Origin of the sequence: Streptomyces bugieae (genome assembly GCF_036352915.1) — a bacterium.
Taxonomy (GTDB): Bacteria; Actinomycetota; Actinomycetes; order Streptomycetales; family Streptomycetaceae; genus Streptomyces; species Streptomyces endophytica.
In genome coordinates this window covers 560871-585046 of sequence record NZ_JAZBJP010000001.1, presented here as the reverse complement: position 1 = coordinate 585046, position 24176 = coordinate 560871, and the positions used below count along the sequence as shown (strand labels likewise).

Annotated in this window: 23 protein-coding genes; 16 read left to right on the top strand and 7 right to left on the bottom strand. The window is 71.8% G+C overall.

What is annotated here, in order from left to right; translation table 11 throughout:
• The first annotated feature begins 7 nt into the window (after nucleotides 1-7).
• From V2J85_RS02840 to V2J85_RS02830, 3 genes are read left to right on the top strand one after another with little or no spacing between them, the layout of a single operon-like run.
• On the top strand, nucleotides 8-2845 hold the full coding sequence (locus V2J85_RS02840; protein ID WP_330820525.1) for a cation-translocating P-type ATPase: 2838 nt from the start codon (nucleotides 8-10) through the stop codon (nucleotides 2843-2845).
• Entirely contained in the window at nucleotides 2842-3501 is a 660-nt protein-coding gene (locus tag V2J85_RS02835; RefSeq protein WP_261953278.1) for a potassium channel family protein, read from the top strand. The genes V2J85_RS02840 and V2J85_RS02835 overlap by 4 nt, the downstream gene beginning before the upstream one ends.
• The gene (locus tag V2J85_RS02830) at nucleotides 3498-4154 is read left to right on the top strand and encodes a potassium channel family protein (protein WP_261953279.1); all 657 of its coding nucleotides are present in this window, start codon (nucleotides 3498-3500) and stop codon (nucleotides 4152-4154) included. Before V2J85_RS02835 ends, V2J85_RS02830 begins: the two co-directional genes overlap by 4 nt.
• Nucleotides 4155-4239: 85 nt before the next feature.
• Here the strand turns inward: V2J85_RS02830 and V2J85_RS02825 are convergent, their stop codons facing one another.
• Nucleotides 4240-6972 (bottom strand): cation-translocating P-type ATPase, encoded by a 2733-nt coding sequence (locus V2J85_RS02825; RefSeq protein ID WP_419836728.1) that lies wholly within the window; start codon nucleotides 6970-6972, stop codon nucleotides 4240-4242.
• Entirely contained in the window at nucleotides 6969-7256 is a 288-nt protein-coding gene (locus V2J85_RS02820; protein ID WP_261953281.1) for a DUF1876 domain-containing protein, read from the bottom strand. Before V2J85_RS02820 ends, V2J85_RS02825 begins: the two co-directional genes overlap by 4 nt.
• A gap of 265 nt (nucleotides 7257-7521) precedes the next feature.
• On the opposite strand from V2J85_RS02820, the gene V2J85_RS02815 reads away from it, so the two are divergent.
• The 4 genes from V2J85_RS02815 to V2J85_RS02800 all read left to right on the top strand — a co-directional run bounded on the left by V2J85_RS02815 (nucleotide 7522) and on the right by V2J85_RS02800 (nucleotide 10557).
• Nucleotides 7522-8187: a CBS domain-containing protein gene (locus V2J85_RS02815; protein ID WP_330820524.1), complete on the top strand. Its 666-nt coding sequence runs from the start codon at nucleotides 7522-7524 to the stop codon at nucleotides 8185-8187.
• Complete coding sequence (locus tag V2J85_RS02810) at nucleotides 8184-9056, top strand: universal stress protein (RefSeq protein ID WP_261953283.1); 873 nt, start codon at nucleotides 8184-8186, stop codon at nucleotides 9054-9056. The genes V2J85_RS02815 and V2J85_RS02810 overlap by 4 nt, the downstream gene beginning before the upstream one ends.
• A gap of 47 nt (nucleotides 9057-9103) precedes the next feature.
• Complete coding sequence (locus tag V2J85_RS02805; protein WP_261953284.1) at nucleotides 9104-9616, top strand: universal stress protein; 513 nt, start codon at nucleotides 9104-9106, stop codon at nucleotides 9614-9616.
• 65 nt (nucleotides 9617-9681) lie between these two features.
• A complete protein-coding gene (locus V2J85_RS02800) occupies nucleotides 9682-10557 on the top strand; it encodes a universal stress protein (RefSeq protein ID WP_261957248.1) in 876 nt (291 codons plus the stop codon).
• Between the two features lie 44 nt (nucleotides 10558-10601).
• Here the strand turns inward: V2J85_RS02800 and V2J85_RS02795 are convergent, their stop codons facing one another.
• Nucleotides 10602-11387 (bottom strand): SpoIIAA family protein, encoded by a 786-nt coding sequence (locus tag V2J85_RS02795; protein ID WP_261953285.1) that lies wholly within the window; start codon nucleotides 11385-11387, stop codon nucleotides 10602-10604.
• A 61-nt stretch (nucleotides 11388-11448) separates the two neighbouring features.
• A complete protein-coding gene (locus tag V2J85_RS02790) occupies nucleotides 11449-11925 on the bottom strand; it encodes an Hsp20/alpha crystallin family protein (protein WP_315975487.1) in 477 nt (158 codons plus the stop codon).
• A gap of 209 nt (nucleotides 11926-12134) precedes the next feature.
• Between V2J85_RS02790 and V2J85_RS02785 the strand changes: the two genes are divergently transcribed.
• From V2J85_RS02785 to V2J85_RS02770, 4 genes are all read left to right on the top strand, one after another.
• Entirely contained in the window at nucleotides 12135-12815 is a 681-nt protein-coding gene (locus tag V2J85_RS02785) for a CBS domain-containing protein (RefSeq protein WP_261953287.1), read from the top strand.
• Nucleotides 12816-12913: 98 nt separating this feature from the next.
• Complete coding sequence (locus V2J85_RS02780; protein WP_330820523.1) at nucleotides 12914-13600, top strand: CBS domain-containing protein; 687 nt, start codon at nucleotides 12914-12916, stop codon at nucleotides 13598-13600.
• 42 nt (nucleotides 13601-13642) lie between these two features.
• Nucleotides 13643-16342, top strand: coding sequence for a bifunctional acetate--CoA ligase family protein/GNAT family N-acetyltransferase (locus V2J85_RS02775; protein ID WP_330820522.1), 2700 nt, complete (start codon nucleotides 13643-13645; stop codon nucleotides 16340-16342).
• A 59-nt stretch (nucleotides 16343-16401) separates the two neighbouring features.
• A complete protein-coding gene (locus V2J85_RS02770) occupies nucleotides 16402-16992 on the top strand; it encodes a CBS domain-containing protein (protein ID WP_261953290.1) in 591 nt (196 codons plus the stop codon).
• Between the two features lie 66 nt (nucleotides 16993-17058).
• Here the strand turns inward: V2J85_RS02770 and V2J85_RS02765 are convergent, their stop codons facing one another.
• Entirely contained in the window at nucleotides 17059-17634 is a 576-nt protein-coding gene (locus tag V2J85_RS02765) for an Rv1733c family protein (protein ID WP_261953291.1), read from the bottom strand.
• Between the two features lie 129 nt (nucleotides 17635-17763).
• Complete coding sequence (locus V2J85_RS02760; RefSeq protein ID WP_330820521.1) at nucleotides 17764-18270, bottom strand: hydrogenase maturation protease; 507 nt, start codon at nucleotides 18268-18270, stop codon at nucleotides 17764-17766.
• Between the two features lie 153 nt (nucleotides 18271-18423).
• Here V2J85_RS02760 and V2J85_RS02755 point away from each other — a divergent pair, with 153 nt between their 5' ends.
• The 5 genes from V2J85_RS02755 to V2J85_RS02735 are packed head-to-tail and all read left to right on the top strand — an operon-like array spanning nucleotide 18424 to nucleotide 23074.
• The gene (locus V2J85_RS02755) at nucleotides 18424-19608 is read left to right on the top strand and encodes a 4Fe-4S dicluster domain-containing protein (RefSeq protein ID WP_410011191.1); all 1185 of its coding nucleotides are present in this window, start codon (nucleotides 18424-18426) and stop codon (nucleotides 19606-19608) included.
• Entirely contained in the window at nucleotides 19605-20096 is a 492-nt protein-coding gene (locus V2J85_RS02750; RefSeq protein WP_330820520.1) for a cyclic nucleotide-binding domain-containing protein, read from the top strand. Before V2J85_RS02755 ends, V2J85_RS02750 begins: the two co-directional genes overlap by 4 nt.
• The gene (locus tag V2J85_RS02745) at nucleotides 20093-20917 is read left to right on the top strand and encodes an FAD/NAD(P)-binding protein (RefSeq protein WP_261953294.1); all 825 of its coding nucleotides are present in this window, start codon (nucleotides 20093-20095) and stop codon (nucleotides 20915-20917) included. The genes V2J85_RS02750 and V2J85_RS02745 overlap by 4 nt, the downstream gene beginning before the upstream one ends.
• Nucleotide 20918: 1 nt before the next feature.
• Nucleotides 20919-21707 carry an NADH-quinone oxidoreductase subunit B family protein gene (locus V2J85_RS02740; protein WP_261953295.1) on the top strand — a complete coding sequence of 263 codons (789 nt, stop codon included), beginning with the start codon at nucleotides 20919-20921 and terminating at the stop codon, nucleotides 21705-21707.
• The gene (locus tag V2J85_RS02735; protein WP_330820519.1) at nucleotides 21704-23074 is read left to right on the top strand and encodes a Ni/Fe hydrogenase subunit alpha; all 1371 of its coding nucleotides are present in this window, start codon (nucleotides 21704-21706) and stop codon (nucleotides 23072-23074) included. Before V2J85_RS02740 ends, V2J85_RS02735 begins: the two co-directional genes overlap by 4 nt.
• A gap of 679 nt (nucleotides 23075-23753) precedes the next feature.
• Here the strand turns inward: V2J85_RS02735 and V2J85_RS02725 are convergent.
• Nucleotides 23754-24071, bottom strand: coding sequence for a winged helix-turn-helix transcriptional regulator (locus tag V2J85_RS02725; RefSeq protein ID WP_261953297.1), 318 nt, complete (start codon nucleotides 24069-24071; stop codon nucleotides 23754-23756).
• Nucleotides 24072-24176 lie beyond the last annotated feature (105 nt).

The window sequence follows — 24176 nt, the reverse complement described above, 5'->3', positions numbered from 1 at the left end:
GCACCCCATGACTCAGCTCCTGACCCCCGGTGACGGCCCGGGGCCGCCGACCGGTGCCGAAGCGGCGGGCTCTCCTCTGCAGACGGTGGCACCCGGGGACGTCTTCGCCGCGCTCGACACCTCGCCGCGGGGTCTCGGCGCGGCGGACGCGGTGACGCGGCGGGACCGGTACGGCCCCAACGAACTGCCGCGCGCCGGACGCCGGGGCGTGTGGCGGCAACTGGCGGCGCAGTTCACCGACCTGTTCGCGATCGTCCTGCTCGTCGCGTCCGCGATCACCTTTCTCGCCTACGCGCTCCAGCAGCCCCCGGACGCCGGCACGTTCCGGCTGGCCGTGGCCATCCTCGCCGTGGTGGTGCTCAACGCGTCCATCGGCTTCGCCCAGGAGTACTCCGCCGAGCGGACCGCGCAGTCCCTGCAGGCGATGGTGCCGCACACCTGCCGGGTGCTGCGTGACGGGGAGCGGCGGGAGGTGCCCGCGCGCGAGCTGGTGCCGGGCGATGTCGTGGTCCTGGAGGCCGGGGACGCCGTGTCGGCGGACTGCCGCCTGGTCGAGGCGCACGAGGTGTCGGTGAACAACGCCGCTCTGACCGGGGAGAGCGATGCGGTCGGCCGCACCGGCGACGCGGAGGCGGCCGGACCGCTGCTGGAGGCCCGCAACTGCGTGTTCATGGGCACCGACGTCGTCGCCGGGACCGCGAAGGCCGTGGTGTTCGCGACCGGTCCGGCCACCGAGTTCGGGCGGATCTTCCGGCTCGCGTCGGCGGCGCCGGGGCAGAAGACCCCGCTGCAGCTCCAGGTGGCCTCGATGGCCCGCCGGGTGGCCGGGGTGGCCCTGGCCATCGGGGCGGCCCTGTTCGCGGTGCGCGTGCCGACCGGTCAGCCCTTCGTGGAAACGTTCGTGTTCGCACTGGGAGTGATGGTCGCCCTGGTGCCCGAGGGCCTGCCCGCGACGCTGTCGGTGTCGCTGGCGATCGGCGTACGGCGGATGGCCCGCAGGCACGCGCTGGTCAAGAAGCTTCTGGCGGTGGAGGCACTGGGGTCCACCACGGTCGTGTGCACGGACAAGACCGGGACGCTGACGCAGGCCGAGATGACCGTCACGCAGGTATGGGCCGGCGGCGCATCGCATCCCGTCTCGGGCGTGGGGTACGCGCCGGTCGGAGAGGTCACCGATCCCCTGGCCGTGCGCGAGCTGCTCCGGGCCGCGGCACTGTGCAGCAACGCCCGGCTGGTGCCTCCCCTGGCCGCCGACCAGAGCGGTTCCCGGGCCGGGCACCGGAGCTGGCGGGTGCTCGGCGACACCACCGAAGGGGCGCTGCTCGTCGCGGCGGAGAAGGCCGGGATCGATCCGGCCGCCGAGGAGGACGCGGCGCCGCGCGTGGCGGAGAACCCGTTCGACTCGGTCCGCAAAATGATGAGCACCGTGCACCGGTCCCGGGACAGCGGCACCTACCACGCGTACGTCAAAGGCGCCCCGCAAGAGCTGCTGGCCCGGTGCACCGGCATCGACTGGAAGGGCGAGCGGCGGGCACTGACGGACGAGCTGCGCGCCGAAGTCGTCGCGGCGAACGACGAACTCGCTTCCCAGGGGCTGCGAGTGCTGGCGGCGGCCTGGCGGCCGGTGAGCGGCTCGGACGTCACACAGGACGAGGCGGAATCCGGGCTCACCCTGCTCGGTCTGCTCGGCATGCTCGACCCACCGCGGCCGGAGGTCAGTGCGGCGGTCGACGCCTGCCGGCAGGCCGGAATCCGTATCGTCATGGTCACCGGCGACCATCCGCTGACCGCCGAGGCCGTGGCCCGCCGGGTGGACATCGTGCGGCAGGCCGCTCCCACCGTGGTGACCGGCGCATCCCTCGACAGCATGGACGACGACGCCCTGGACGGCCTGCTCGCCGGGCCGGCCGAGCTGCTGCTGTGCCGGGTCAGTCCCGAGCACAAGATGCGGGTGGTCACCGCCTTCCAGCGGCGCGGCGAGGTGGTCGCGGTGACCGGTGACGGAGCCAACGACGCCCCCGCCCTCAAGCACGCGGACATCGGCGTGGCGATGGGGGCCTCCGGGACGGACGTCGCCAGGGAAGCGGCGGTCATGGTGCTGCTGGACGACTCGTTCGCCTCCATCGCCACCGCGGTGCGACTGGGCCGTTCGGTCTACCAGAACATCCGCAAGTTCCTGATCTACCTCTTCAGCCACAACATCGCCGAGCTCGTCCCCATCCTGGCCGCGACCTTCGTGGGCTTTCCGCTCGTTCCGATCACCGCCGTGCAGATCCTGGCGATCGACCTCGGCTCGGACGTGCTGCCCGCGCTGGCGCTGGGCGCCGAGCCGCCCGAGCCCGACGTCATGGACCGCCCGCCACGCTCCCGCCGGGAGCGGCTGTTCTCCGCCGGGGTGATGGGCCGGATCCTGTTCCTGGGCGGCATCCAGGCGCTCGGCGTGTGCGTCGTCTTCTTCTGGCACATCCACGCCGCCGGGATCCCGTACTCCCGCTTCACCGAGGACGACGCCGTCTACCGGGAGGCGATCACCATGGTCCAGGCGGGGATCGTGGTCAGCCAGTTCTTCAATGCGCTGGCCGTGCGTACCGAGCGCCAGAGCGTGTTCCGGATCGGGCTGCTGTCCAATCCCTGGCTGCTGGCCGCGGGGTGCTTCGGCATCGGCCTGATGGCGGCGATCAGCTATCTGCCCGCGCTGCAGGCCGTCTTCCACACCGCCCCGCTGGCCGCGGCCGACTGGGCGGTCCTGGCGGGCTTCGGAGCGCTGTTGCTGGCTGCTGAGGAAACCCGCAAGTGGTGGCTGCGGAGCCACCGCCCCGGGGCCAGGAAGGGAGCAGGACGATGAGAGTGATCATCGTCGGCTGCGGACGGGTCGGGTCCCGGCTCGCCGCGCAGCTCGCCATCGAGGGCCACGACGTACGGGTCGTCGACCTCCTGACCAAGGCACGCGGGCTGCTGCCCGTCGGCTTCACCGGCCACTTCCACGAAGGAAACGGCTTCAGCCGTACCGTGCTTCAGGCCGCCGGAATCGAGCACGCCGACGCGTTCGTCGCCGTCACCGCCACCGACAGCAGCAACATCGTCAGCGCCCGGACCGCCAAGGAGACGTACCGGGTCCCCATCGTCCTCGCCCGGGTCTACGATCCCGACCGAGTCGACATCTACCGCGAACTCGGTATCCCCACCGTCGCGAGCGTCCGCTGGACGGTGCAGCAGATCCACCGGATGCTGCTGCACCGCCACCTCACGCCGGAACTCTCCTTCGGCAACGGGGAGACCCTGCTCGTCCGTTCCGAGCTGCCCGGCTACCTCACGGGGCGCCGGCTGACCGAGTTCGACATCGACGGTGAGATCCGCGTCGTGGAGGTCACCCGCGCGGGCCGTTCGCTCGTGCCCGCGCACAGCACCCCCGCCGAGCCCGGCGACCTGGTCACCTTCGCCGTGGCAGCCACCGCCCTCGGCCGCCTGCGCGGCTTTCTCGACAAGGAGCTCGGGACGTGAAAGCCCTGATCGTCGGCGCCGGCAGGCTCGGTACCCAGATCGCCCAGGTGCTCGCCGCGGCTCGGAACGACGTCACCCTCGTCGACCACGACGAGGACCGGATCGCCGAACTCGAAGGCCGCCTCGCCGTGCGTCTCGCCGCGGGCGACGCCTGCGAGCCCGGCTTCCTGGAGCACACCGGCGCCCTGACCACCGACCTCCTCATCGCCGCCACCGGCAACGACGAGGACAACCTCGTCATCAGCTTGCTCGCCAAGCGGCGGTTCGACGTCCCGCGGGTCGCGGCCCGGGTCAACGACGCGGAGAACACCTGGCTGTTCGACCACCGCTGGGGCGTCGACATCCCCGTTCCCGCCGCCACCCCGCTGATCTCGCTCATCGAAGAGGCCACCGGCGCCACCGACACGGTCGCGCTGCTCCGCCTGAGCAAGGCGGGCGTCAACGTCATCGAAACCGCGATCACCGCGCAGTCCCGCGCGGCCGGCCGGGCCCTGGCCGACATCGTGCTCCCCGCCGGCACGGTCATCACCACCGTCATCCGCGACGGTCAACCCACCGTCCCCACCCCTGACATACGGCTCCAGGCCGGTGACGAACTCCTCGTCGTCTCCCACGCCGCGACCGAGCAGGAAATCCACGCCGCCTTCCAATGACCCGTGGCCCGCCGCGCTCCCGGCCGGAGAGTCAGGGGGCGCGCGTTCTCCACGGCCTGCCCGCTCGGCTCGGCGCCGGGTCTCGTCAGCCGTGCGTGCTGCGTGCGCCCGTACGGTCCGTGCCGCTGCTTCGGCCTGCTCCGTCCCTGATTCGAGTCTTCATGCCGGGCCCTGCGGTGTCGCGCGGTGGTTGCTCGGGGCACAGCCACCGCTGCAGGCGCATGACGACATGGCCGAGGCCGGAGAGCCCGGCTGCGATCGCGAAGTCGCCGAGGGTCAGCGGCTCCGTTCCCAGCAGGGCCTGCAGGGGCGGCAGCCAGACACCCGCCACCTGCAGGCAGAGGGCTGCGCCTACGGCCACCAGCAGGAAGGGATTGGCCAGGCTGCCGGGGCGGGCACGGGAGCCGAGGGCCACGCCCAGCTGGGTCGCGCCGAGGACCAGAAAGACCATGGACTGCCACGGACGCCCGGTTTCCCTCGCCCAGAGCCCGGTCGCCAGGGTGACGGTGGCGACGAATGCCCCCATGGCCAGGATCCGCGGCCACAGCCCGGCGCCCAGCACGCTTTCGGCGGGCGGCCGCGGTGGGTGGCGCATCACCTCCGGTTCGACGGGTTCCGCGCCGAGGGCCACGCCGGGCAGGCCGTGGGTGAGCAGGTTGATCCAGAGGATCTGGGCGGGCAGCAGGGGGAGCGGCATCCCCAGGAAGGGGCCGAGGAGCATGACGAGGATCTCCGCGGTGCCTCCGGCCAGCGCATAGAGCAGGAACCGGCGCACATTGGCGTAGACGCGGCGGCCCTCCTCCACCGCGGCGACGACCGTGGCCGGATTGTCGTCGGCGAGCACGAGATCGGCCGCCTGACGCGCCACTTCGGTGCCCCGCTGCCCCATGGCCACGCCGATGTCGGCCCGCCGCAGGGCCGGTCCGTCGTTGACCCCGTCCCCGGTCATCGCCACCACGTGCCCGGCCCCACGCCAGGCCTGGACGATGTCGAGCTTCTGCTCGGGCGTGGTCCGGGCGAAGACCCGCACGTTCGTCAGTTCACCCGCCGTCCCGTGCCGTATCTGCTCTCCGGTGGTGACCGCTGCACCTCCCGAAGCGATACCGAGGCGCTCGGCCAGGGCACGGGCGGTGAGCGGGTGGTCCCCGGTGACGAGTACGGGGACGATCCCGGCCCGTTCGCAGGCGGCAACGGTGGTCGCCGAGGCGGCCCGGGGCGGGTCCAGGATGCCGACCAATCCGAGCAGTGAAAGTCCCTCCTCCCATCTCGCCGGCCGTGCGGAGTGTGCTTCGAGATCGCGGGTGGCGACGGCGAGCACCCGGTGGCCCCCGCGCGCCCATGCCTCCGCCCGCGCGGCCGCCCGCGTGATCAGCCCCGGCCCGTCGGCCAGGACCTCGCGCCGCAGCACGGACTCGGGCGCACCTTTGCACACGACGCACAGTCCACCGTCCCGGCGGCGGTGCACCGTCGTCATGCGCTTGCGGCGCGTCTCGAAGGGGACCTCGTCCACTCGTGGCAGCTCACGGTCCAGCGCCGCCCGGTCAAGCCCGAGCCTGGCTCCCGCCGCGACCAGGGCGGCCTCCGTGGGATCGCCCAGTGCCCGCCACTCGGTGCCGCGGTCCGAGGGGGGTTCCAGAGCGGCGTCGTTGCAGAGCATCGCGGCACTCAGCAGCGCGGCGAGATCGGGTGCGTCACGCGCGGTGACCGCCCGACCGGCGCGTATGACGCGACCGTCCGGTGCGTACCCGTCGCCCGTAACCGACGCTCCTCCGTGCGGTGTCCACAACTCCTCGGCAGCCATCCGCCCCTCCGTCAGCGTGCCGGTCTTGTCGGTGGCGAGCACGGTGATGGATCCCATGGTCTCCACGGCAGGCAGTCGGCGAACGATGGCGTGCCGCTCCGCCATCCGCCGTGCCCCCAGGGCGAGGGCGAGGGTGACGACGGCGGGCAGCGACTCCGGTACGGCGGCGACGGCGAGGCTGATCGCAGCGACGATCATCAGTTCCACCGGTTGCCCGCGCACCAGTCCCAGGGCGAGCACCACGGCACACAACGCCACGGTGACGGCGGCCAGCACGCGCCCGAACCCCACCAGCCGGCGCTGCAGCGGCGTGCGGCCGGGGGCGGTACCCAGAAGCGACGCGATGCGGCCGAGCGCACTCCTGGCGCCGGTGGCGGTGACCACCGCGCGGCCGTGGCCGCGGACGACGACCGTCCCCGCTGAGACCGTGCCACGGGGTGTCTCCCCGTCAGGAGCCTTCTCCACCGGGACGGACTCGCCGGTCAGCGAGGACTCGTCCAGCAGCAGCAAGGTGGCGTCCCGTACGTCGCCGTCCGCCGGAACGATGTCGCCCTCAGCCAGCAGGATCAGGTCTCCCGGGACCACTTCGGCCGCCGCCACGGACCGCTCCGTCCCGTCCCGTACCACCCGGGCGGCGGGCGCACTCATCGCCGACAACGCGGCCACGGCGTGCTCGGCCCGTACCTCCTGCACGACGCCGACCACGGTGTTCACGGTGATCACGAACAGGATGACGGCCGCGTCGCGGAAGTCTCCGGTGGCAATCGTCAGAGCGGCAGCAACCAGGAGGACCACGATCAGCGGGTCCTTCAACTGCTGCAGCACGCGCCGCCACACCGGGGTGCGCGGCTCCGCCGGCAGGGCGTTGGGACCGGTGTCCGCCAACCGTCGGGTGGCCTCGTCCTCCGAGAGACCGGTCGGGACGGCAGCGGCGTTCCCGGACTCGTCGACGCTACGCGCGGAGGTGCTGCCGGGCAGGTGCCGATGTCGGGGCCGGCCCGCTGACCGGCCGCTCAACCTGCCGGCTCGGTTCGCCGCGTCCGGGCCGGTGCTGCCGGCGCCCGCACCCCCTCCAGGTCGCCGTACGCGATCCTCTTCAGCTGTGCGGCCAGATCGCTCATCGCCCGGCTGGCGGCCAGTTCGTCGCCGATCTCCGGAACATCCGGGTCCTCCGGACTGCACTGGGCCGTGCCGTGCCCGGTCAGCGAGGTGGTGCCGGTATCGAGCACCATGCGTGCCTTCGTCGTCCCGTCTTCCTCGAAGAGGTAGAGACGGACCCCCCATTCTCCGGTCCTGGCCATGATCTGCCTCCCATGCCGGTACGCCTGCACGGCATCCGGCGCCGACCTGATGACGCCGTGGCCATCAGGGGAGCGGCGATTGCTGCCTGTGAGGCCAATGTGCCGCCGCACCACTGACGGTGGGGAGGGGCCCACCCGGCCCTGCCAGGTGCCACCCGGCCCTACCTGAGGAGCATCGGGACGAGGCAGGCTCGTGAGTACCGGCGCCCCTGTGGGCGACCCCCCCACACGTCCCCACCGCGCATTCCGAAGGGACCGGCCAGAGATGAGGCATCGCAGCGTCGCCGATCTGATGACGCCCAACGCCGTCGTCGTCCAGCCCGGCACCTCGTTCAGGGTGATCGCGCGCCTGCTGGATGAGTACGACATCACCGCTGTGCCCGTCGTCGACCAGGACGAGCGGCCGATCGGGGTGGTCTCCGAGGCCGACCTGCTGCGCCGACGGACCACGAAGGCGGGCCCGAGTACGGCCGATGCACTCATGACGAGCCCGGCTGTGGTGGCCCGGCCCGAGTGGTCCGCCGTACGGGCGGCCAGGACGATGGAGAAGAAGAAGGTCAAGCGGCTGCCCGTGGTCGACGAGTCCGGCCGGCTCATCGGCGTGATCAGTCGCCGCGACCTGGTGCAGCTCTTCCTGCGGCGCGATCGTGCCATCCAGGAGGAGATCCTGGAGGAAGTGCTCACCTGCACGATGGGTCTCCCGCCGTCCGCCGTCACGGTCGAGGTCGACGACGGAACAGTGACGCTCAGCGGTGCCCTGGAACGCAAGAGCCTGGTCCCGATGGCGGTGCGGATGTGCGAGAGCGTCGACGGTGTGGTCGAGGTGATCGACCGGCTCACCGCCGTACATGACGACACCACCACGCGGCGGCCCGTACCGGAGCCGGCCCGAGGTGCCCCGTACCGCCCTCCGGAAGGAGAGGGAGCATGAGCAGCTACGACGCGCACAACCCGGTGGTGGTGGGGGTCACCCGGTCGTCGACGGGACGAAGAGCAGTGGACTGGGCGGCGGATGCCGCGGCCGGACGGGGCCTTTCGCTGTGCTTGGTACATGCTCAGGAGTGGCCCGCCGGGGCCGCTCCCAAGGAACGGCGCGACTCGCCCGAACAGGCGTGGGCCTCGCATTTCCGCGCCACCGGCCAGTCGCTGCTGGACGACTTCCGGGATTCCACGGAGCAGCGGCTGCCGGGGCTTCAGGTCACCACCCGACTGCTCGACGGCCGTCCGGCGTCCGTGCTGCGTGAGGTTGCCGAGGAAGCGTCCGTGCTGGTGGTCGGGGCTCAGCGGGTGCACGGGCCGGGGGAGGCCGTCACCTTCGGCGGGGTCGGGCCGTCCCTCGTGGGGCACCCTCCGTGCCCGGTCGCACTCGTGCTGGAGCCGAAACACGAAGCGTCCCGGTCCGGGCCGGTCATGGTGGGGGTGGACGGTTCGGTCGCCTCGGTCTCGGCGGTTGCCTTCGCCTTCGAGGAGGCCGCGGTGTGCGGCGTGGAGCTACGGGCGGTGCAGGTACGGCGTCCCCGCTACGGCGACTGGCCGGCGGACCTCCAGGAGTCGTACATCGACATCTCCGAGGCGCTCGCCGGTTGGCAGGAGAAGTATCCGCAGGTCACGGTGGACCAGGAGGTGGTGATGGGCAGCCCGGCGGTGCAGCTGGCCGAGGCGGCCGTGGACGCACGCTGTCTGGTGGTGGGATCACGTGGGGTGGGCGGATTCCGGGGCATGGTGCTCGGCTCGACCAGTCGCACGCTGTCGCACCTGGCGCCCGGACCTCTCGTCATCGTCCCGCGAGAAGCCGCCTGACGGCGGTATCCGGGAGCCGGCGGCACGTTGCATCGCGGAGGTGAACCATGAACGGCCAACCTGAGGCACCCAAGGCACCCCAGGAAAGCAAGGAAAGCAAGGCAAGCAAGACGAGCAAGGGAACCAGCCGTATCGTCGTCGGGGTCGACGGATCGGAATCGTCCAAAGAGGCGCTGCGGTGGGCGGTACGTCAGGCAGACCTGACCGACTCCCACGTCAACGCCGTGATCGCCTGGGAGTATCCGCCGCTTTACGGTTCGATCGGTTGGCTCGACGCGCCGCAGGAACTCGCGGGGAACATAAAGATGTGGGCTGACCAGGCACTTGACGGCGCGATCCGAGAGGTCGTCAAGGCGGGCGACATGTCTCGGGTCAAGGCCACCGTGGCGTACGGAACGCCCGCGGCAGTGCTGCTGGAGGCGGCTGGGGATGCCTCCCTCCTGGTCGTGGGCAGCCGCGGACGTGGCGGCTTCAGCGGAGCGCTCCTGGGCTCGGTCAGCCAGCACTGTTCCCAGCATGCGCCCTGCCCGGTCGTTGTGGTGCGAGGCGGGGAGCACTGAGAACGGGCGGCCGCTGCCACGCTGTTGAGCGCCGCTCGCTCGAGGTGAGAGAGGCAGTGGTGACGATGCAGGGTTCTCTGGTCGTCGGTGTGGACGGGTCGGACGCCGGTTTCCGTGCGCTTGACTGGGCGGCGGACGAGGCCGCGCTCCATGGCGTGCCGCTGCGGCTGGTGTACGCCTCCCGTTGGGAGCGCTACGAGGGTACGGCGCTCGCTCTGAGCCTCGCCCGCCCCGCCGAGGAGGTACTCGCTGACAACATCGTCGGTACCGCGGCCGAACGCGCCGGCCTGCGGCACGCGGACCTCGACATCTCCACGCAGGTGCTGGGCGACGATCCGGAAACCGTGTTGCTGAGGGAGGGTGAGGACGCGTTCGCCGTGGTCGTGGGCTCGCGCGGGCGCGGCGCCGTCACCGGCCTCTTGCTCGGATCGGTGGGGCTGGCCGTGTCGGCCCGGGCCCGGTGTCCGGTGATCGTCGTACGGGGAGACAGAGCGGGCCGGGAAGGGACACATGGCCGCATCCTCCTCGGCATCGGCGATGCGGCCAAAGGGTCGGAAGCCGTCCGGTTCGCCTTCCGGGAGGCGGAGGCCCGTGGCGGCACTCTCGACGCCGTCCGCACATGGCGCTGCCCCGCACACGAGACCGCCGACCATCCGCTGCTGGCCGGAGCGCCCGGGCGCCATCACGAGGAACGGGCCTCGGCCGTGCTGGACGAGGGGCTTGCGGAGGAGACCGGTCGGCATCCGACGGTGCGGGTACGACGTTTCACGGTCGAGGGGGCGGCGCACAAGGTGCTGGCCCACCGCTCCGCTGCCGCGGACCTGCTGGTGATCGGAGCGCAACGCAGGCAGAGTCCGGTGGGCTTCCAACTGGGGCGGACGGCGCACACCGCCCTGCATCATGCGGAGTGCCCGGTGGCGGTCGTACCGCAGCCCGCGTGAGCGCCACCGGCCACCAGCCACGTGGAGCCGGCGAATCCGCTGGATCAGCCCGCCCCGGCTGCCTGTTGATCCGGAGGGGCGGCGGCCCAGGTGACGGCGGCGTCGAGGTCGTCGTACCCGAACCGCCGCACTTCGGCCCGGACGAAGTGATTCGCGAGCTGGGGTACCAGGGCGGCGACCTTGCTGTCGGCCGCGAGCGCGATCTTCCTGACCTTGCGGTGATGGTCGCGGACGAACCGCACGTGACGGATCATGCTGCCGATGTTCTCCCAGCCGGGGAACTCTCGCACATGGATCACGACGCCGGCCAACTCGTCGTGTGTCCTGAGCCAGCCGTCCGCCGTCAGTGCCAGGGCGTCGAAGTCCGCTGCCCGCAGCGGGTGTTCCACTTCGGCCACGAGTACCTGGGACTCGGTCAGGAGGCGATGGGAAATACCGGGGCCTTCGGGCAGCGACGCCAGCCAGTGCAGGGCCTCCGCACGCTCCTGGGTGCCGAAGACGCGCACCGGGCAGGGCATCAGAAAGCTCGTCATGCGGGTGGCCTCGCGGATCCAGCGCGTATCGGTGACGAGCGCGCAGCCCTCGAAAAGCCGCAGGGAACCCAGGCCGACCTTGAGGTCCTCCCAACCGGCCGCCGGGGTGAACGACTTGAACTCGGGTCCGAGCTCGCACAGCAGCCGGATCCGCCGGCCTTCGCTGCGTGCGTTGTCGATGAGCGGCTCGATCACCGTCACGTAGTCGTTCTTCGATACGGTTCCGGTCGCCTTCACTGCGTCGACGCCGGCGGGTGCGTCCTCGGCTCTCTCCAACATGGCGTGCCTCTCGTACAAGGTCCTCCGCGCCGGGGCGGGCACCACAGTGGTGCCCGCGCCGCGCCTGAGGCCGACGGGCTCAGGTGGTGATCTCTATGTGCTGGGGCTTCGCGGCCTGCACCTTGGGAACGGTGACGGTCAGCACGCCGTCGGTCAGACTCGCCGTGACCGTATCGGTTTTGACGTCGGCCGGAAGTAGCGTCCGGTACTCGAACCGGCCGGTCCGCCGGGTGGTGCGGCGCAGCACGCCCTCACGCTCGCACTGCCGGTATTCGCCGGTGATCGACAGGTCCCGATTGCCGATCTCCACGTCGATGTCCTCACGCTTCACGCCGGGCAGTTCGGCCTCGACCACGTAGGCGTCGTCGGTTTCATGGATATCGGCCAGCGGTGCCCAGTTCCCTTCGGAGCCCGATGCGGGGAGGGTACCGGCGGTCTCCAGCAGCTGCCCCATCCTGCTGTAGAGGTCGTCGAACTCCGAGGCGATCGTGGTCCCCCAGTTCATGGCTGGGAAGGCCCGCTCCAGCATGCTTCCGGGGCGGTATCGGGATGGCATGTTCACGGTGCTCACCTCCAGGTGGGCGGGTGGTGTGAGCGGTGTCTTCATGCTGCGCGCCCGGACCTCGCCTGGCTACTCGGCACCGCCCGCGCACCGGATTCCCGGGCAGGCCCGCCGGGGAAGGGGCCGGGCGGCCCATCCCCGGCTGCGCCCCGCACGTCCCACTCTGGAGGTGTCACGACGACCGCGGGACCTGAGGAGGCACCATGCTGAACACCCCGCACATCGTCAGGGACGTGATGACCGAGACCGTGGCCGCGGTCGACCGTGCGGCACGGTTCAAGGAGATCGTCGAGACCATGGAGCGCTGGAAGGTCAGCGCGCTGCCCGTCCTGGCGGGGGAGGGGAGGGTGGTCGGGGTGGTCTCCGAGGCCGATCTGCTGCCCAAGGAGGGGTTCCGGGAGTCGGATCCCGACCGTCTGGAGCAGCTGCGGCGGGTCGACGACGTACGCAGGGCGGAGGCGGTCACGGCCGGGGAACTGATGACCAGCCCGGCCCACACCGTGCGCGCCGACGCCACGCTTTCACAGGCCGCACGGATCATGGCGCACGAGTCCGTCAAACGGTTGCCGGTGGTGGATGGACATGGCGTTCTGCGTGGCATCGTCAGCCGCTCCGACCTGCTGAAAGTCTTTCTGCGCACGGACGAGGACCTCGCGGAGGAGATCCGTCGGGACGTCGTCGGCGCGCTGTTCACGGCACCGGCGAAGGATTTGCAGGTCACGGTCGCCGAGGGCGTCGTCACGCTCAGCGGCCGGATCCGGGACTCCTCCCTCATACCTGTGATCGCCCGCCTGGTGCGGGCGGTCGAGGGCGTCGTGGATGTGACGTTCGACGTGACCGCCCCGCCGTCCGCACGCTCCGAGCCGCCGGCGATGGGTCGGTGAACCTTAGGGCCGGACGGCCCCTGCCCTGGGCGGTGGTGGGTCTGCAGGCTGGAGACGTGGCCACGGCTGTGTGACGGCGGGCCTGCCGAGGAGGCGTCATGGAGCACACTCCCTACATCGTCAGCGATGTGATGACCCAGACCGTGGTGGCGATCGGGCAGGAAGCAGGCTTCAAGGAGATCGTCGAGACCATGCAGCAGTGGAAGGTCAGCGCGCTGCCCGTCCTGGCGGGGGAGGGGAGGGTGGTCGGGGTGGTCTCCGAGGCCGATCTGCTGCCCAAGGAGGAGTTTCGGGAGGGTGCGCCGGACCGGCCGGAGGGGCTGCGACGGTCGGACGATGTGCGCAAGGCCGGTGCCCTGACTGCCGGGGAACTGATGAGTGCGCCCGCCCTGACGGTGCATGCCGGTGACACCGTGGCCCAGGCGGCGCGGACGATGGCCCGCAAGTCCGTCAAGCGGCTGCCCGTGGTCGACGCCACGGGGATGCTGCAGGGCATCGTCAGCCGCTCCGACCTGCTGAAGGTCTTCCTGCGCTCCGACGAGGAGCTGGCGGCGGAAGTGCGCACGGATATCGTCGAGCGGCTCTTCCCCGAAACGCCGGACGAGGTGGCGGTCCACGTCACCGACGGGGTGGTCACCCTCAGCGGCCCGCTCCCCGACAGGGCACTGATGGCCGTGGCGGCCCGCCTGGCGCGGGCGGTCGAGGGCGTCGTGGACGTGACATCCGAGCTGACCGGACCCGCTCAGGCTCCGACGCCGCCTGAGCCGGCGCGGCCGCGCTCCTGAGCCTCCTTCGCCCGCCGCAGGCATCCCCCGGAGGCCGGCACCATGACCCACACCCCCTCGCGCACCCGTGAGGTCTGCGCACTGCTCACCGACGGGAGCACGATACGGCTGCGCCCGGCGTGCCCGGAGGACCGCGGATCGGTACTCCGGCTCTACGACGAGATGTCCGCCGACAATCTGCGCAGCCGGTTCTTCGCGGTGAGCCGCCGTGCCGGCGAGCAGGCCGCCGACCGGGTCTGCGAGGCGGCTCGCCCCGGGCACCGCACTCTGCTCGCCTTTCAAGGAGACCGCCTGGTCGGCGTCGCCGAGTACGAGACCACCGACGATCCCGCAGCAGCCGAAATCGCCCTGGCGGTCGCCGACGACTTCCACCACCGTGGCGTAGGCACCTTGCTGCTGGAACACCTCGTCGAGGTGGCCCGCGAGAACGGGATCGAGGCCTTCACCGCCGACGTACTCGCCGACAACCACCTCATCCACAGAGTCTTCGCGGACCTCGGACTACGTGTCACCCGGCAGTACGACGGCACCACCGTGCGCGGCGTCATCCGGCTCGCGCCGGATGAGCGTTACCTCTCGGCGCTGGACGTCCGCGGCCGTACCGCCGACACCGCCAGCCTGCAGCCGCTGCTGCGCCCCCGGTCCCTCGCCGTCGTCGGAGCCGGCACGAGGCCGGGGTCGGTCGGGCGGGCGGTACTCCACAATCTGCGGGAGGCACACTTCGCCGGGCGCCTTCACGCAGTCAACCCGCATGCGCACGCCGTATTGCGGATCCCGGCGTACGCGTCCGTCGCGGAGCTTCCGCAGCCGCCCGACCTCGCCGTCCTCGCCATCCCCGCTGCCGCCGTTCCCGAGGCCGCGGACCAGTGCGGCAGAGCGGGCGTCGGAGCACTGGTGGTGGTGACGTCCGGCCTCGACGCGAGGCAGACGGCGGACCTGACGGCTGCCTGCCGTCACTGGGGGATGCGGCTGGTGGGCCCCAACTGCCTGGGGATCGCCAATACCGAAGAGCCGGTCCGTATGAATGCGACCTTCGCGGTCACCGAACCGCTGCCGGGCACCGCCGGGGTCGCCGTGCAGTCCGGCGGGGTCGGCATCGCGCTCCTGGACGGCCTCGCACATCTGGGCATCGGCATCTCCAGCTTCGTCTCGCTCGGCGACAAGCGCGACGTGAGCAGCAACGACATGCTCCAGTGGTGGGAGTGCGACGGCCGGACCGAGCTGGGGCTCCTGCACCTGGAGTCGTTCGGCAACCCCCGCGCCTTCTCCCGCACGGCCCGCCGCGTCGCCCGCCGGATGCCGTTGCTGACGGTCGACGCCGGACGCTCGGAGGCCGGCCGCCGGGCCGCCGCCTCGCACACCGCCGCTGCGGCGACTCCGACCATGACGCGTCGGGCGCTGTTCGCCCAGGCGGGCATCACCGCCACCCGGACCCTCGGCGAGCTGCTGGACGCCGCGGCGTTGCTGCACTCCCAGCCGCTTCCCGCAGGCGGACGGGTCGCCGTGGTCTCCAACGCCGGCGGCGCGGGAGTGCTCGCCGCGGACGCGTGTGCGGACGCGGGACTGACGGTTCCCGAACTGCCACCGGACCTGGTGGGCGAACTGCTCGCCGTGCTTCCCGGCGGTGCGGGAGCAGCCAACCCCGTCGACCTCACACCGGCGGTGAGCGTACAGACCGTGCGCGAGTGCCTGGACCGGATCGTGCGGTCCGCGGCGGTGGATGCTGTCCTGCTCGCCCTGGTACCGACCGCACTGGCCTCGGCGGTGGGCGCCGACCTCGTCACCGCCCTGACCGGCCCGACGCCACAGGAACCTGCGTATCTGCCCTTCGTCGTGGTGAGGCTCGACCAGACGGATCGCGTCCGGCTTCTCCGCACGGACGACGGACGGACCGTGCCCTCCTACGGCGAACCGCAATCCGCGGCTCGGGCGCTCTGCCACGCCGTCGAACGCGCCCGCTGGCTGGCCAGGCCGGAGGGCGGCGTCCCGGAGGTGGCAGGCGTCGACTCCCCGCGGGCCCGCGCCCTGGTGGAAGCGCCCCTCGGGAAGGCCCCGGGCGGCGGGTGGCTGGATGCGCGGGAGACCGAGCAGCTCTTCGACTGCTACGCGATTCCCCGTCTGCCGCAGGTGTGCGCCCGCACCGAGCAGGAAACGGTGGATGCCGCCGCGAGGCTCGCAGCCCCCGACGGGGGCGTGGTGGTGAAGGCTCAGGGGCCCGGACTGGTGCACAAGAGCGACCGGGGTGCCGTCCTTCTCGATCTGCACGGTGAGCAGGAGGTGCGCGCCGCTTACCGGGACCTGACCGCCCGTCTGGGCGCGGCACTGACCGGAGTCCTCGTCCAGCCGATGGCCGCCCGCGGCACCGAGCTGCTGGCCGGCGTCATCCAGGACGAAGTCTTCGGTGCCCTGGTCGTCTTCGGGCTCGGCGGTACCACCAGCGAACTGCTCGCCGACCATGCCGCGCGACTCGCCCCGCTCACCGACACCGACATCCGCGAACTGCTCGTCGCACCACGCTGCGCACCTCTGCTGTTCGGCTACCGAGGCGGTCCGCCGGCCGATGTCGGTGGCCTTGCGGACCTGCTGGCACGCCTCTCCCGGATGGCCGACGACCTGCCCGAGCTCGCCGAGGCGGAGTGCAACCCCGTCATCGCCAGGCCGGACGGCATCACCGTGGTGGACGCCCGGGTCCGCCTGCTGCCGCGCCACGCCCGTGACCCTTATCTGCGCCGGCTTCCGTGAGGACCGGACACCTGAGACGAGAGCGGGGCGAGATGAAGCGCCGACGGGTCGGAAGCATCATGACCGACGAGGTCGTCAGCGCCCGCAGCGGGACGCCCGTCGTGGATGTGGCGCGGCGGCTGGCGGAATACGGCATCGACGGCCTGCCCGTGGTGGACGCCGACGACAGGGTGATCGGCGTCGTCTCGGCCACCGACCTGCAGGGCGACCGGCGGGCAGCGGCCGCGGACGGCATGCCCACCGCTGGCGAGGTGATGTCCGTTCCGGCGCGTACGGTCCGTGCCGACGACTCCGTGGTCCGGGCGGCCCGCCTCATGAGCGAGAGCGGCGTGGAGCGGCTTCCCGTGGTGGACGAGGAAGCCCGCCTGGTCGGCATGGTCACCCGGCGCGATGTGCTGCAGGTCTTCGTTCGTACCGACGCGGAAATCCGCGACGAAGTGGTCGACGAGATCGTGGTGCGCTCCTTGTGGCTGAGCCCGCAGAGCGTGGACGTCGCGGTCCATGACGGTCTGGTGATACTCAGCGGCCGCCTGGAGAACAGCGGTACCGCAGCCCTCGCGGTACGGATGACACGGCAGGTCGACGGTGTCACAGCGGTGGTCGATCGCCTCACGTACCGGAAAGAGGCTCCGCACCGGGATCTCGCGTAGCCCACGGCCGCCCGCCGCGATCCGAGGCGTCGAAGGCTCGTCCAGGCTCACCGCACCTGTGCGCGTTCAGGTCTGCCGGGGCCGCCATGCGGAATCTGCGGCCGCCCAGTCCTTCTCCCACTGGGCGTAGCGGCGGCGGTTCAGCAGGACGCTTCCGGTTCGGTTGACGCCGAGGATCAGCAGCGCGGTGCCCGAAGCGGTGACGACACCGACCGCGATGCCCTGGACGACGGCGTCTTCGGACGTCACGGGGGTGCGTACGAGGGAGCCGTGCCGGTCGAGCCAGGCGGTGGTCCGATCGCCCGCGCGCAGACCTTGTGCCACTGCCGTCTCTCCCGTTCGTACCGTGCCGTTCGTGGCTGTCCACCGCACGGTGGCGAGGACGCGGCCGCCCGCGCTGTCCGCCGAGTTCAGGCCGATGCGAGCGGGGGGATCTGCCGTGAGCGTGGCGGACACGCTCTTCCAGCCGTGGCTCTCGGGTCGGGTCGCAGCGTTCACCGCACCGGCCGTCATGATGCCGGCGGCCAGCGGCAGAACGACCAGCAGCACCGCGGTGACCAGGAACATCCATGCCTCGGCCACGTCGGTGCCGCGCCTGAGCGGATTGTGCCGCCACGACCGGCGGATCGTCTGCAGGGGCACGACGCACCCCTTTCGCCTGTACCTCGACCGTGGCACACCTGGGGAGCGCAGGTGAGGGCCGAACGGCCCCACCAGGTGACGGGTCGGCGGTCGGGGTACGACGCCGGGCCCGATGCACGGCACCACGAATCACCGACCGCCCCGGAAGTGCCGCAGGAGATCCTCCTCGATGCGCTGGGCGAGCGGCTCCACGGCCGCCGTGACCTGTGGTGACATCCCGGTGCCGAGGCCGGTGTCGGTGGCTTCGACGGCGTAGACGAGCAGCTGTTCCGGAAGCCGGTCCAGTGCCCGGGCGAGGCGGATGGTGTCGCCCAGGGGGAAGCCGTGCGAGCCGGCTTCACCCCGGGGCGTGGACGGCAGCTCACCCGGGCACCGGAAGCGGTGCACGTGCCCGGGACGGGCCGGGCGAGCGTGTGCAGCGTCCACGAGGACGGCCAACCGGACGTCTTCCCACGCGCTGATCAGGCGTGCCGGATCGCCGTCGGTACAGGTGAGCCTGACGCCGGGTGGGAGTGGCCGCCGCGCCCCTCGCTGCGCGAGGCAGGCCACGACTGCCCAGCCGACGCCGTCGTCGCGCCGGTACTCGTTGCCGACCCCGATGACGGCGGTTCGCGGGCCGACGGCAGAAGCATCCATGGCGTGATGCTCTCGCGACCGCGGCTCGGCAGCCTCCCTGAGGCCCTCGCGGTCGCCCGGCCCAGGCCCGTCCGGGCGACCGCGAGGGCCGTATGGGGCAGCACGGGGCCCGTCGGCCCGCGTGGGGGAAGGAGCGCCACACACAATGGCGGCATGGGCATGATCCATGCCGGAAGGCAGGCGATGACGGGCGACGGAACCACCGCGGTGATCGGCACGGACGGTCTGGACGCGTTGATCCGCATCCTCGCCGCCCGGGGCCGGACGGTCATCGGACCGACCGTGCGCGAGGGGGCGATCGTGCTGGCCGAAATCGCCGGCGGAGACGACCTGCCGTACGGCTGGGGCGTCGAGCTGGAGGCCGGGCACTACCGGCTGCGCCCGCGCGAGGACGGTGCGGTCTTCGCGCACAGCGCGGGGCCGCAGTCCTGGAAGACGTTTCTGCATCCGCAGCGGGAGCGGCAGTGGGCCGTGGACCGGCAGGCCGACGGGGCGCTGGTCGTGACGGAGGACGCCCCGCCACCCCCGTCGTACGCATTCCTCGGCGTGCGGCCCTGCGACCTGCGGGCCATCGGCGTGCAGGACCGGGTGCTGGCCGGTGGCCCGCACGTCGACAGCCGCTACCGCGCGCGGCGGGAACGCGCCTTCCTGGTGGCCGCGGAATGCACGGAACCGGGAGCCACCTGCTTCTGCACGTCCATGGGGACGGGGCCCGCCGCGGACGGCGGCTATGACCTGGCCCTGACCGAGGTGGCGGAGGACGGCGACCACCGGTTCTGGGTGCGGGCCGGCAGCGACGACGGCGCATCGGTGCTGGCCGAGCTGCCGCGCCGGCCTGCGGACGAGGAGACCGAGTCGACGGCCCGGCGGAGTGTGGCAGCGGCTGCGGACCGCATGGGCCGCACCATGCCGCCCGTGGACCTGCAGCTGCTGATGCGCGAGACCTTGCACGCGGACCGCTGGAACGACGTCGCCTCGCGCTGCCTGACCTGCGGCAATTGCACCATGGCCTGTCCGACCTGCTTCTGCACCACTGCCGAGGACGTCACCGACCTGACGGGGGATCACGCCGAGCGCTGGCGACGCTGGGAGTCCTGCTTCGACCTGGAGTTCTCGCATCTGCCCGGCGGGCCCGTGCGCGAGTCCGGCCGCAGCCGCTACCGGCAGTGGGCCACCCACAAACTCGGCACCTGGTACGACCAGTTCGGCAGCTCCGGCTGTGTGGGCTGCGGCCGGTGCATCGTCTGGTGCCCGGTCGGCATCGATATCACCGAAGAGGCACACGCCCTCAACGCGGAGCGCGCGGCGGGCGCGGGACCGGACGAGGTGCCCTCATGACGGCGGAGGGGCACGGCACGCGCGGCATCCTCGGTGCCCTGCCACCCGAACACCGCGACCGGCTGCTCGGCTTCGCCCATGACGTCACCTTCCCTCCGGGTGACCGGATCTTCGACGAGGGCGGCACGGCCGACCGTTTCTGGATCGTCCGAGCCGGCCTGGTGGCCCTCGACACGTACGAACCGGGCCGCGGCCCGACCGTCGTCGAGACTCTCGGCGAGGGTGAACTGCTGGGCTGGTCCTGGCTGTTCGAGCCCTACAGGTGGCACCTGGGCGCGCAGACACGGGGCGAGGTGCAGGCGTACGAGTTCGACGCGCACCAGGTCCGGGCCGCGATCGACGCGGATCCGGCCTTCGGCCTGGCCGTCACCCGGTGCGTCGCCTCGGTGGCCATCGGCCGGCGCCTGAGGGCCGCGCGCACCCGCCTTCTGGACCTGTACGGCCCGCCGGCCCGCAACGCTCCCACGGCTTACGGGGAAACGCCGTGACCTCCGCCCGCCCGGCCCTGACCCCCTTCCCCTACCGGGTGGTCGGCCGCACCGAGGAGACGCCCGACACCGCCGAGATCGTCCTGGAACCCGTGGCAAGCGCACTGCCGCGCTTCCTCCCCGGGCAGTTCGCGATGGTGTACGCCTTCGGAGTCGGCGACATCCCGCTGTCGCTGAGCGGCATCGGAGGGAGCCGGCTGACCCACACCGTCCGCGCGGTCGGAGCGGTCTCCGGCGCCCTGCACCGCCTGCGGCCCGGCGAGACGGTCGGCGTGCGCGGGCCGCTGGGCACCGGCTGGGACCTGCCCACCGCCGCCGGGCACGACCTGGTGATCGTGGCCGGCGGTCTCGGCCTGGCACCACTGCGACCGCTGATCCGGACCGCCCTTGCCCGGCCTCAGGGGTACGGCCGGCTGAACGTCCTCATCGGGGCCCGTACCCCGGCCGACCTCGTGTGCGCACGGGACATCGACGGCTGGCGGACGGCCGGTGCCCGGGTCCAGGTCACCGTCGACCGTCCCGACGACGCCTGGCAGGGGGACGTGGGCGTGGTGACCACCCTCCTCGACCGGGCCGGCTTCGACGTCGACAACGCCACGGCCTTCCTCTGCGGCCCCGAGGTGATGATGCGGGCCACCGCCCGCGACCTCGCCCACCGAGGACTGGCTCCGGAGCGGATCCGGGTGTCCCTGGAACGCACCATGCACTGCGGCACCGGTCACTGCGGCCACTGCCAGCTCGGCCCGCTGCTCTTGTGCCGGGACGGGCCCGTCGTCACCTGGGCTCAGGCCGAACCCCTCCTTTCCGTACGGGAGTTGTGACATGACACCCACGTCCGGACGGCGTCCGCGGCTCGCCGTGTGGAAGTTCGCCTCCTGCGACGGCTGCCAGCTCACTCTGCTCGACTGCGAGGACGAACTCCTCGGCATCACCGGGCGGGTGGAGATCACGCACTTCCTGGAGGCGTCCAGTGCGCCCGGTCCGGGGCCGTACGACCTGTCGCTGGTCGAAGGCTCGATCACCACCGCAGCGGACGCCCAGCGGATTTTGCAGATCCGCGCCGCCTCCCGCCGCCTGGTCACCATCGGCGCCTGCGCCACCGCGGGCGGCGTCCAGGCACTCCGCAACTACGCCGATGTCGCCGAGTTCCAGGCCGCGGTCTACGCCCACCCCGACTACATCGAGACCCTCGCCACCTCCACGCCCATCAGCGCCCACGTGCCCGTCGACCTCGAACTCCGCGGCTGCCCCATCGACCGCGGTCAGCTCGTCGAGGTCATCACCGCCTACCTGGCCGACCGGACACCCGACGTGCCGGCGCACAGCGTGTGCTTCGAGTGCAAGCGGCGCGGCACCGTCTGCGTGACCGTCGCGCACGGCACGCCCTGCCTGGGCCCCGTCACCCACGCCGGCTGTGGCGCACTGTGCCCCGCGTACGGCCGGGGCTGCTACGGCTGCTTCGGCCCGTCGTACTCCACGAACTTCGGCTCGTTCATCCCGCTCTTGCGGAGGGACGGCATGGACACCCTGGACGTGGTACGGGTGCTGAGCACCTTCAACACCGCGGCACCGGAGTTCGAGGCGGCCGCACGGAAGGAGCTCACCGAGTGAGCCCCCAGGAATCGAAGCTGCTGCGGGTGGAATCCCTCGCCCGGGTCGAGGGCCAGGGCGCGCTGCATCTGCGGCTGCGGGACGGCGAGGTGGCCGAGGCGCGGCTGAAGATCTACGAACCTCCGCGATTCTTCGAGGCGTTCCTGCGCGGGCGCTCCTACACCGAACCGCCCGACATCACCTCCCGGGTGTGCGGCATCTGCCCCGTCGCCTACCAGATGAGCGCCTGCCGGGCGATCGAGAACGCCTGCGGCATCGTGGTGGACGGGCAGCTGGCCGCCCTGCGCCGTCTGCTCTACTGCGGCGAATGGATCGAGAGTCAGACCCTGCACATCCACCTGCTGCACGCCCCCGACTTCCTCGGCGCCGACAGCGTCATCGACCTCGCCCGCACCCACCGCGCCCACGTCGAGCGGGGTCTTGCGCTCAAGCGGACCGGCAATGCCCTCATGGAACTGCTCGGCGGTCGTGCCATCCACCCCATCAACGTGCGCCTCGGCGGATTCCACAGCGTGCCGACCGGAGCCGAGCTGCGGCCCCTGGCGGAGCGGCTCAAGCAGGCCCGGGAGGACGCCGAAGCGACCGTGCGCTGGGTGGCCGGCTTCGACTTCCCGGACGCCGGACTCGACAACGAACTGCTCGCCCTCGCCGAACCCGGCACCTACCCCATCGACTCCGGCGCCCCCACCGCCATGGCCGCTCCCGGCACCGCCGGTCTGCCCCCGGACAGCGACCGCGCCCTGCCCACCCGCACCTTCCCGCTGCCCGCGTTCCCCGACCACGTCGTGGAAACCCAGGTGCCGCACTCCACCGGCCTGCACTCCCGGCTCGACGGGAACCGCCACCTCACCGGGACGCTCGCCCGCTACGCGATCAGTGGCCGCTGGCTGCCCCCTGAAGTGCTGCAGGCCGCCCGGGAGGCCGGGCTCGGTGACCCCCGCGAGGGCGCGGTGTGCCGCAACCCGTTCCGCAGCATCATCGTCCGCGCCGTCGAGGTCCTCTACGCGGTCGGCGAGGCGCTGCGCCTCATCGATGCCTACGAGCCCCCACCACGCCCGTACGTCGACGTGCCCGCGCGGGCGGGCACCGGCCACGGCGCGACGGAGGCACCCCGCGGCCTCCTCTACCACCGCTACACCCTGGACCCGGACGGCACCGTCGCCGGGGCCGCCCTCGTCCCGCCGACCGCCCAGAACCAGGCCGCCATCGAACAGGACCTGCGCCGCACGGTGCAGGCGCGCCTCGACGCAGGCCCTGCTCCCACCGATGCCGAACTGACCGCCCTGTGCGAGCGGACGATCCGCAACCACGATCCATGCATCTCCTGCGCCACCCACTTCCTCGATCTGACGGTGGCGCGCGACTGACCGGCGCTCGGGGAACGAAGCCGTCAGGAGCTGGTGGGGGAGACGTGACGGGCCAACTCGGCGGCCAGGCGTCGCATGACCCTGCGGTTGGCCCGCCGCATCGTGGCCCGGACGGCGGGCGCCAACAGGCGCTCGGCGAAAGGCGCGCGCGCCCAGGCGTAGCTGAACGAGACGCGACTGCCCCCGCCTGACAGCGGCTCGACGGTATAGGTGCCGTGGGCCAGGCGTCGGCCGGCAGCGCTGATGCTGCGCTCATGTGCGATCGACGTCGGTCACCGCATGCCGAGCCACTCGCCACCGGTGAGCGCGACGGCGTGAACGCGGCGATGGAGGAGTTCCGCGCCGTACTACGGATCGGAGTGAGGCAGCTGCCGACAGGCCAACTGCCTGGCCTGGCCGACGTCCACGATAGTTCCGTAGCGGCGGCCACGGCCGAAGGCGAATCCGGCTGCTCAGGGCCTCTGCCCATCGGGGCTCGCGTGCGGAAAGGGGGCCGACGGGCTCCGCATCGCCGTGCGTCGGCTCCTGCGGCACACCAGTGGACTTCCCGACTCCGAAGCCGATTCCTTCGCGACTTCGTCGGCAGGTGAGGCAAGGCCTCCGCGGGAGGCGCAGCGCACACGGGAGGACGTGCCGCCCGCAACGCCCGGCATGTCGGCACGGTGGTGCGGGTTCGACCTCAGCTGTCGTCGTCTCCCTGCCGGGCGGACAGTTCGGTCGACCACCGTTCCGCCCAGACACGCAGGGGTTCGAGCGAGGGGCGAAGGGCGTTGCCCAGTTCGGTGAGGTGGTAGACGCCGTCGGCGTCGGTGGCCACGATTCCCGCCTCGGTCAGTTCCCGCAGCCGATCGGTCAGCACGCTGGAGGACATCGCGTCCGCACGTCGGCGCAGCTCGCGAAAGCCGGCCGGTTCCTGTTGCAGTTCCCAGATCACGCGCAGCGCGCGGTGGAGCGCGCTCAGCGCAGCGGACTGGATCTGCCAATCCAGGGCGCCCAACTGACTTTCGCCAATCTGTCTGCATAGAGACAGCGTTGACCCTGCCGGGGCTATTCATTGACCTTCCAGTTGCGATCTCTTGGAGATCTTCTGGTGAGCTTATGT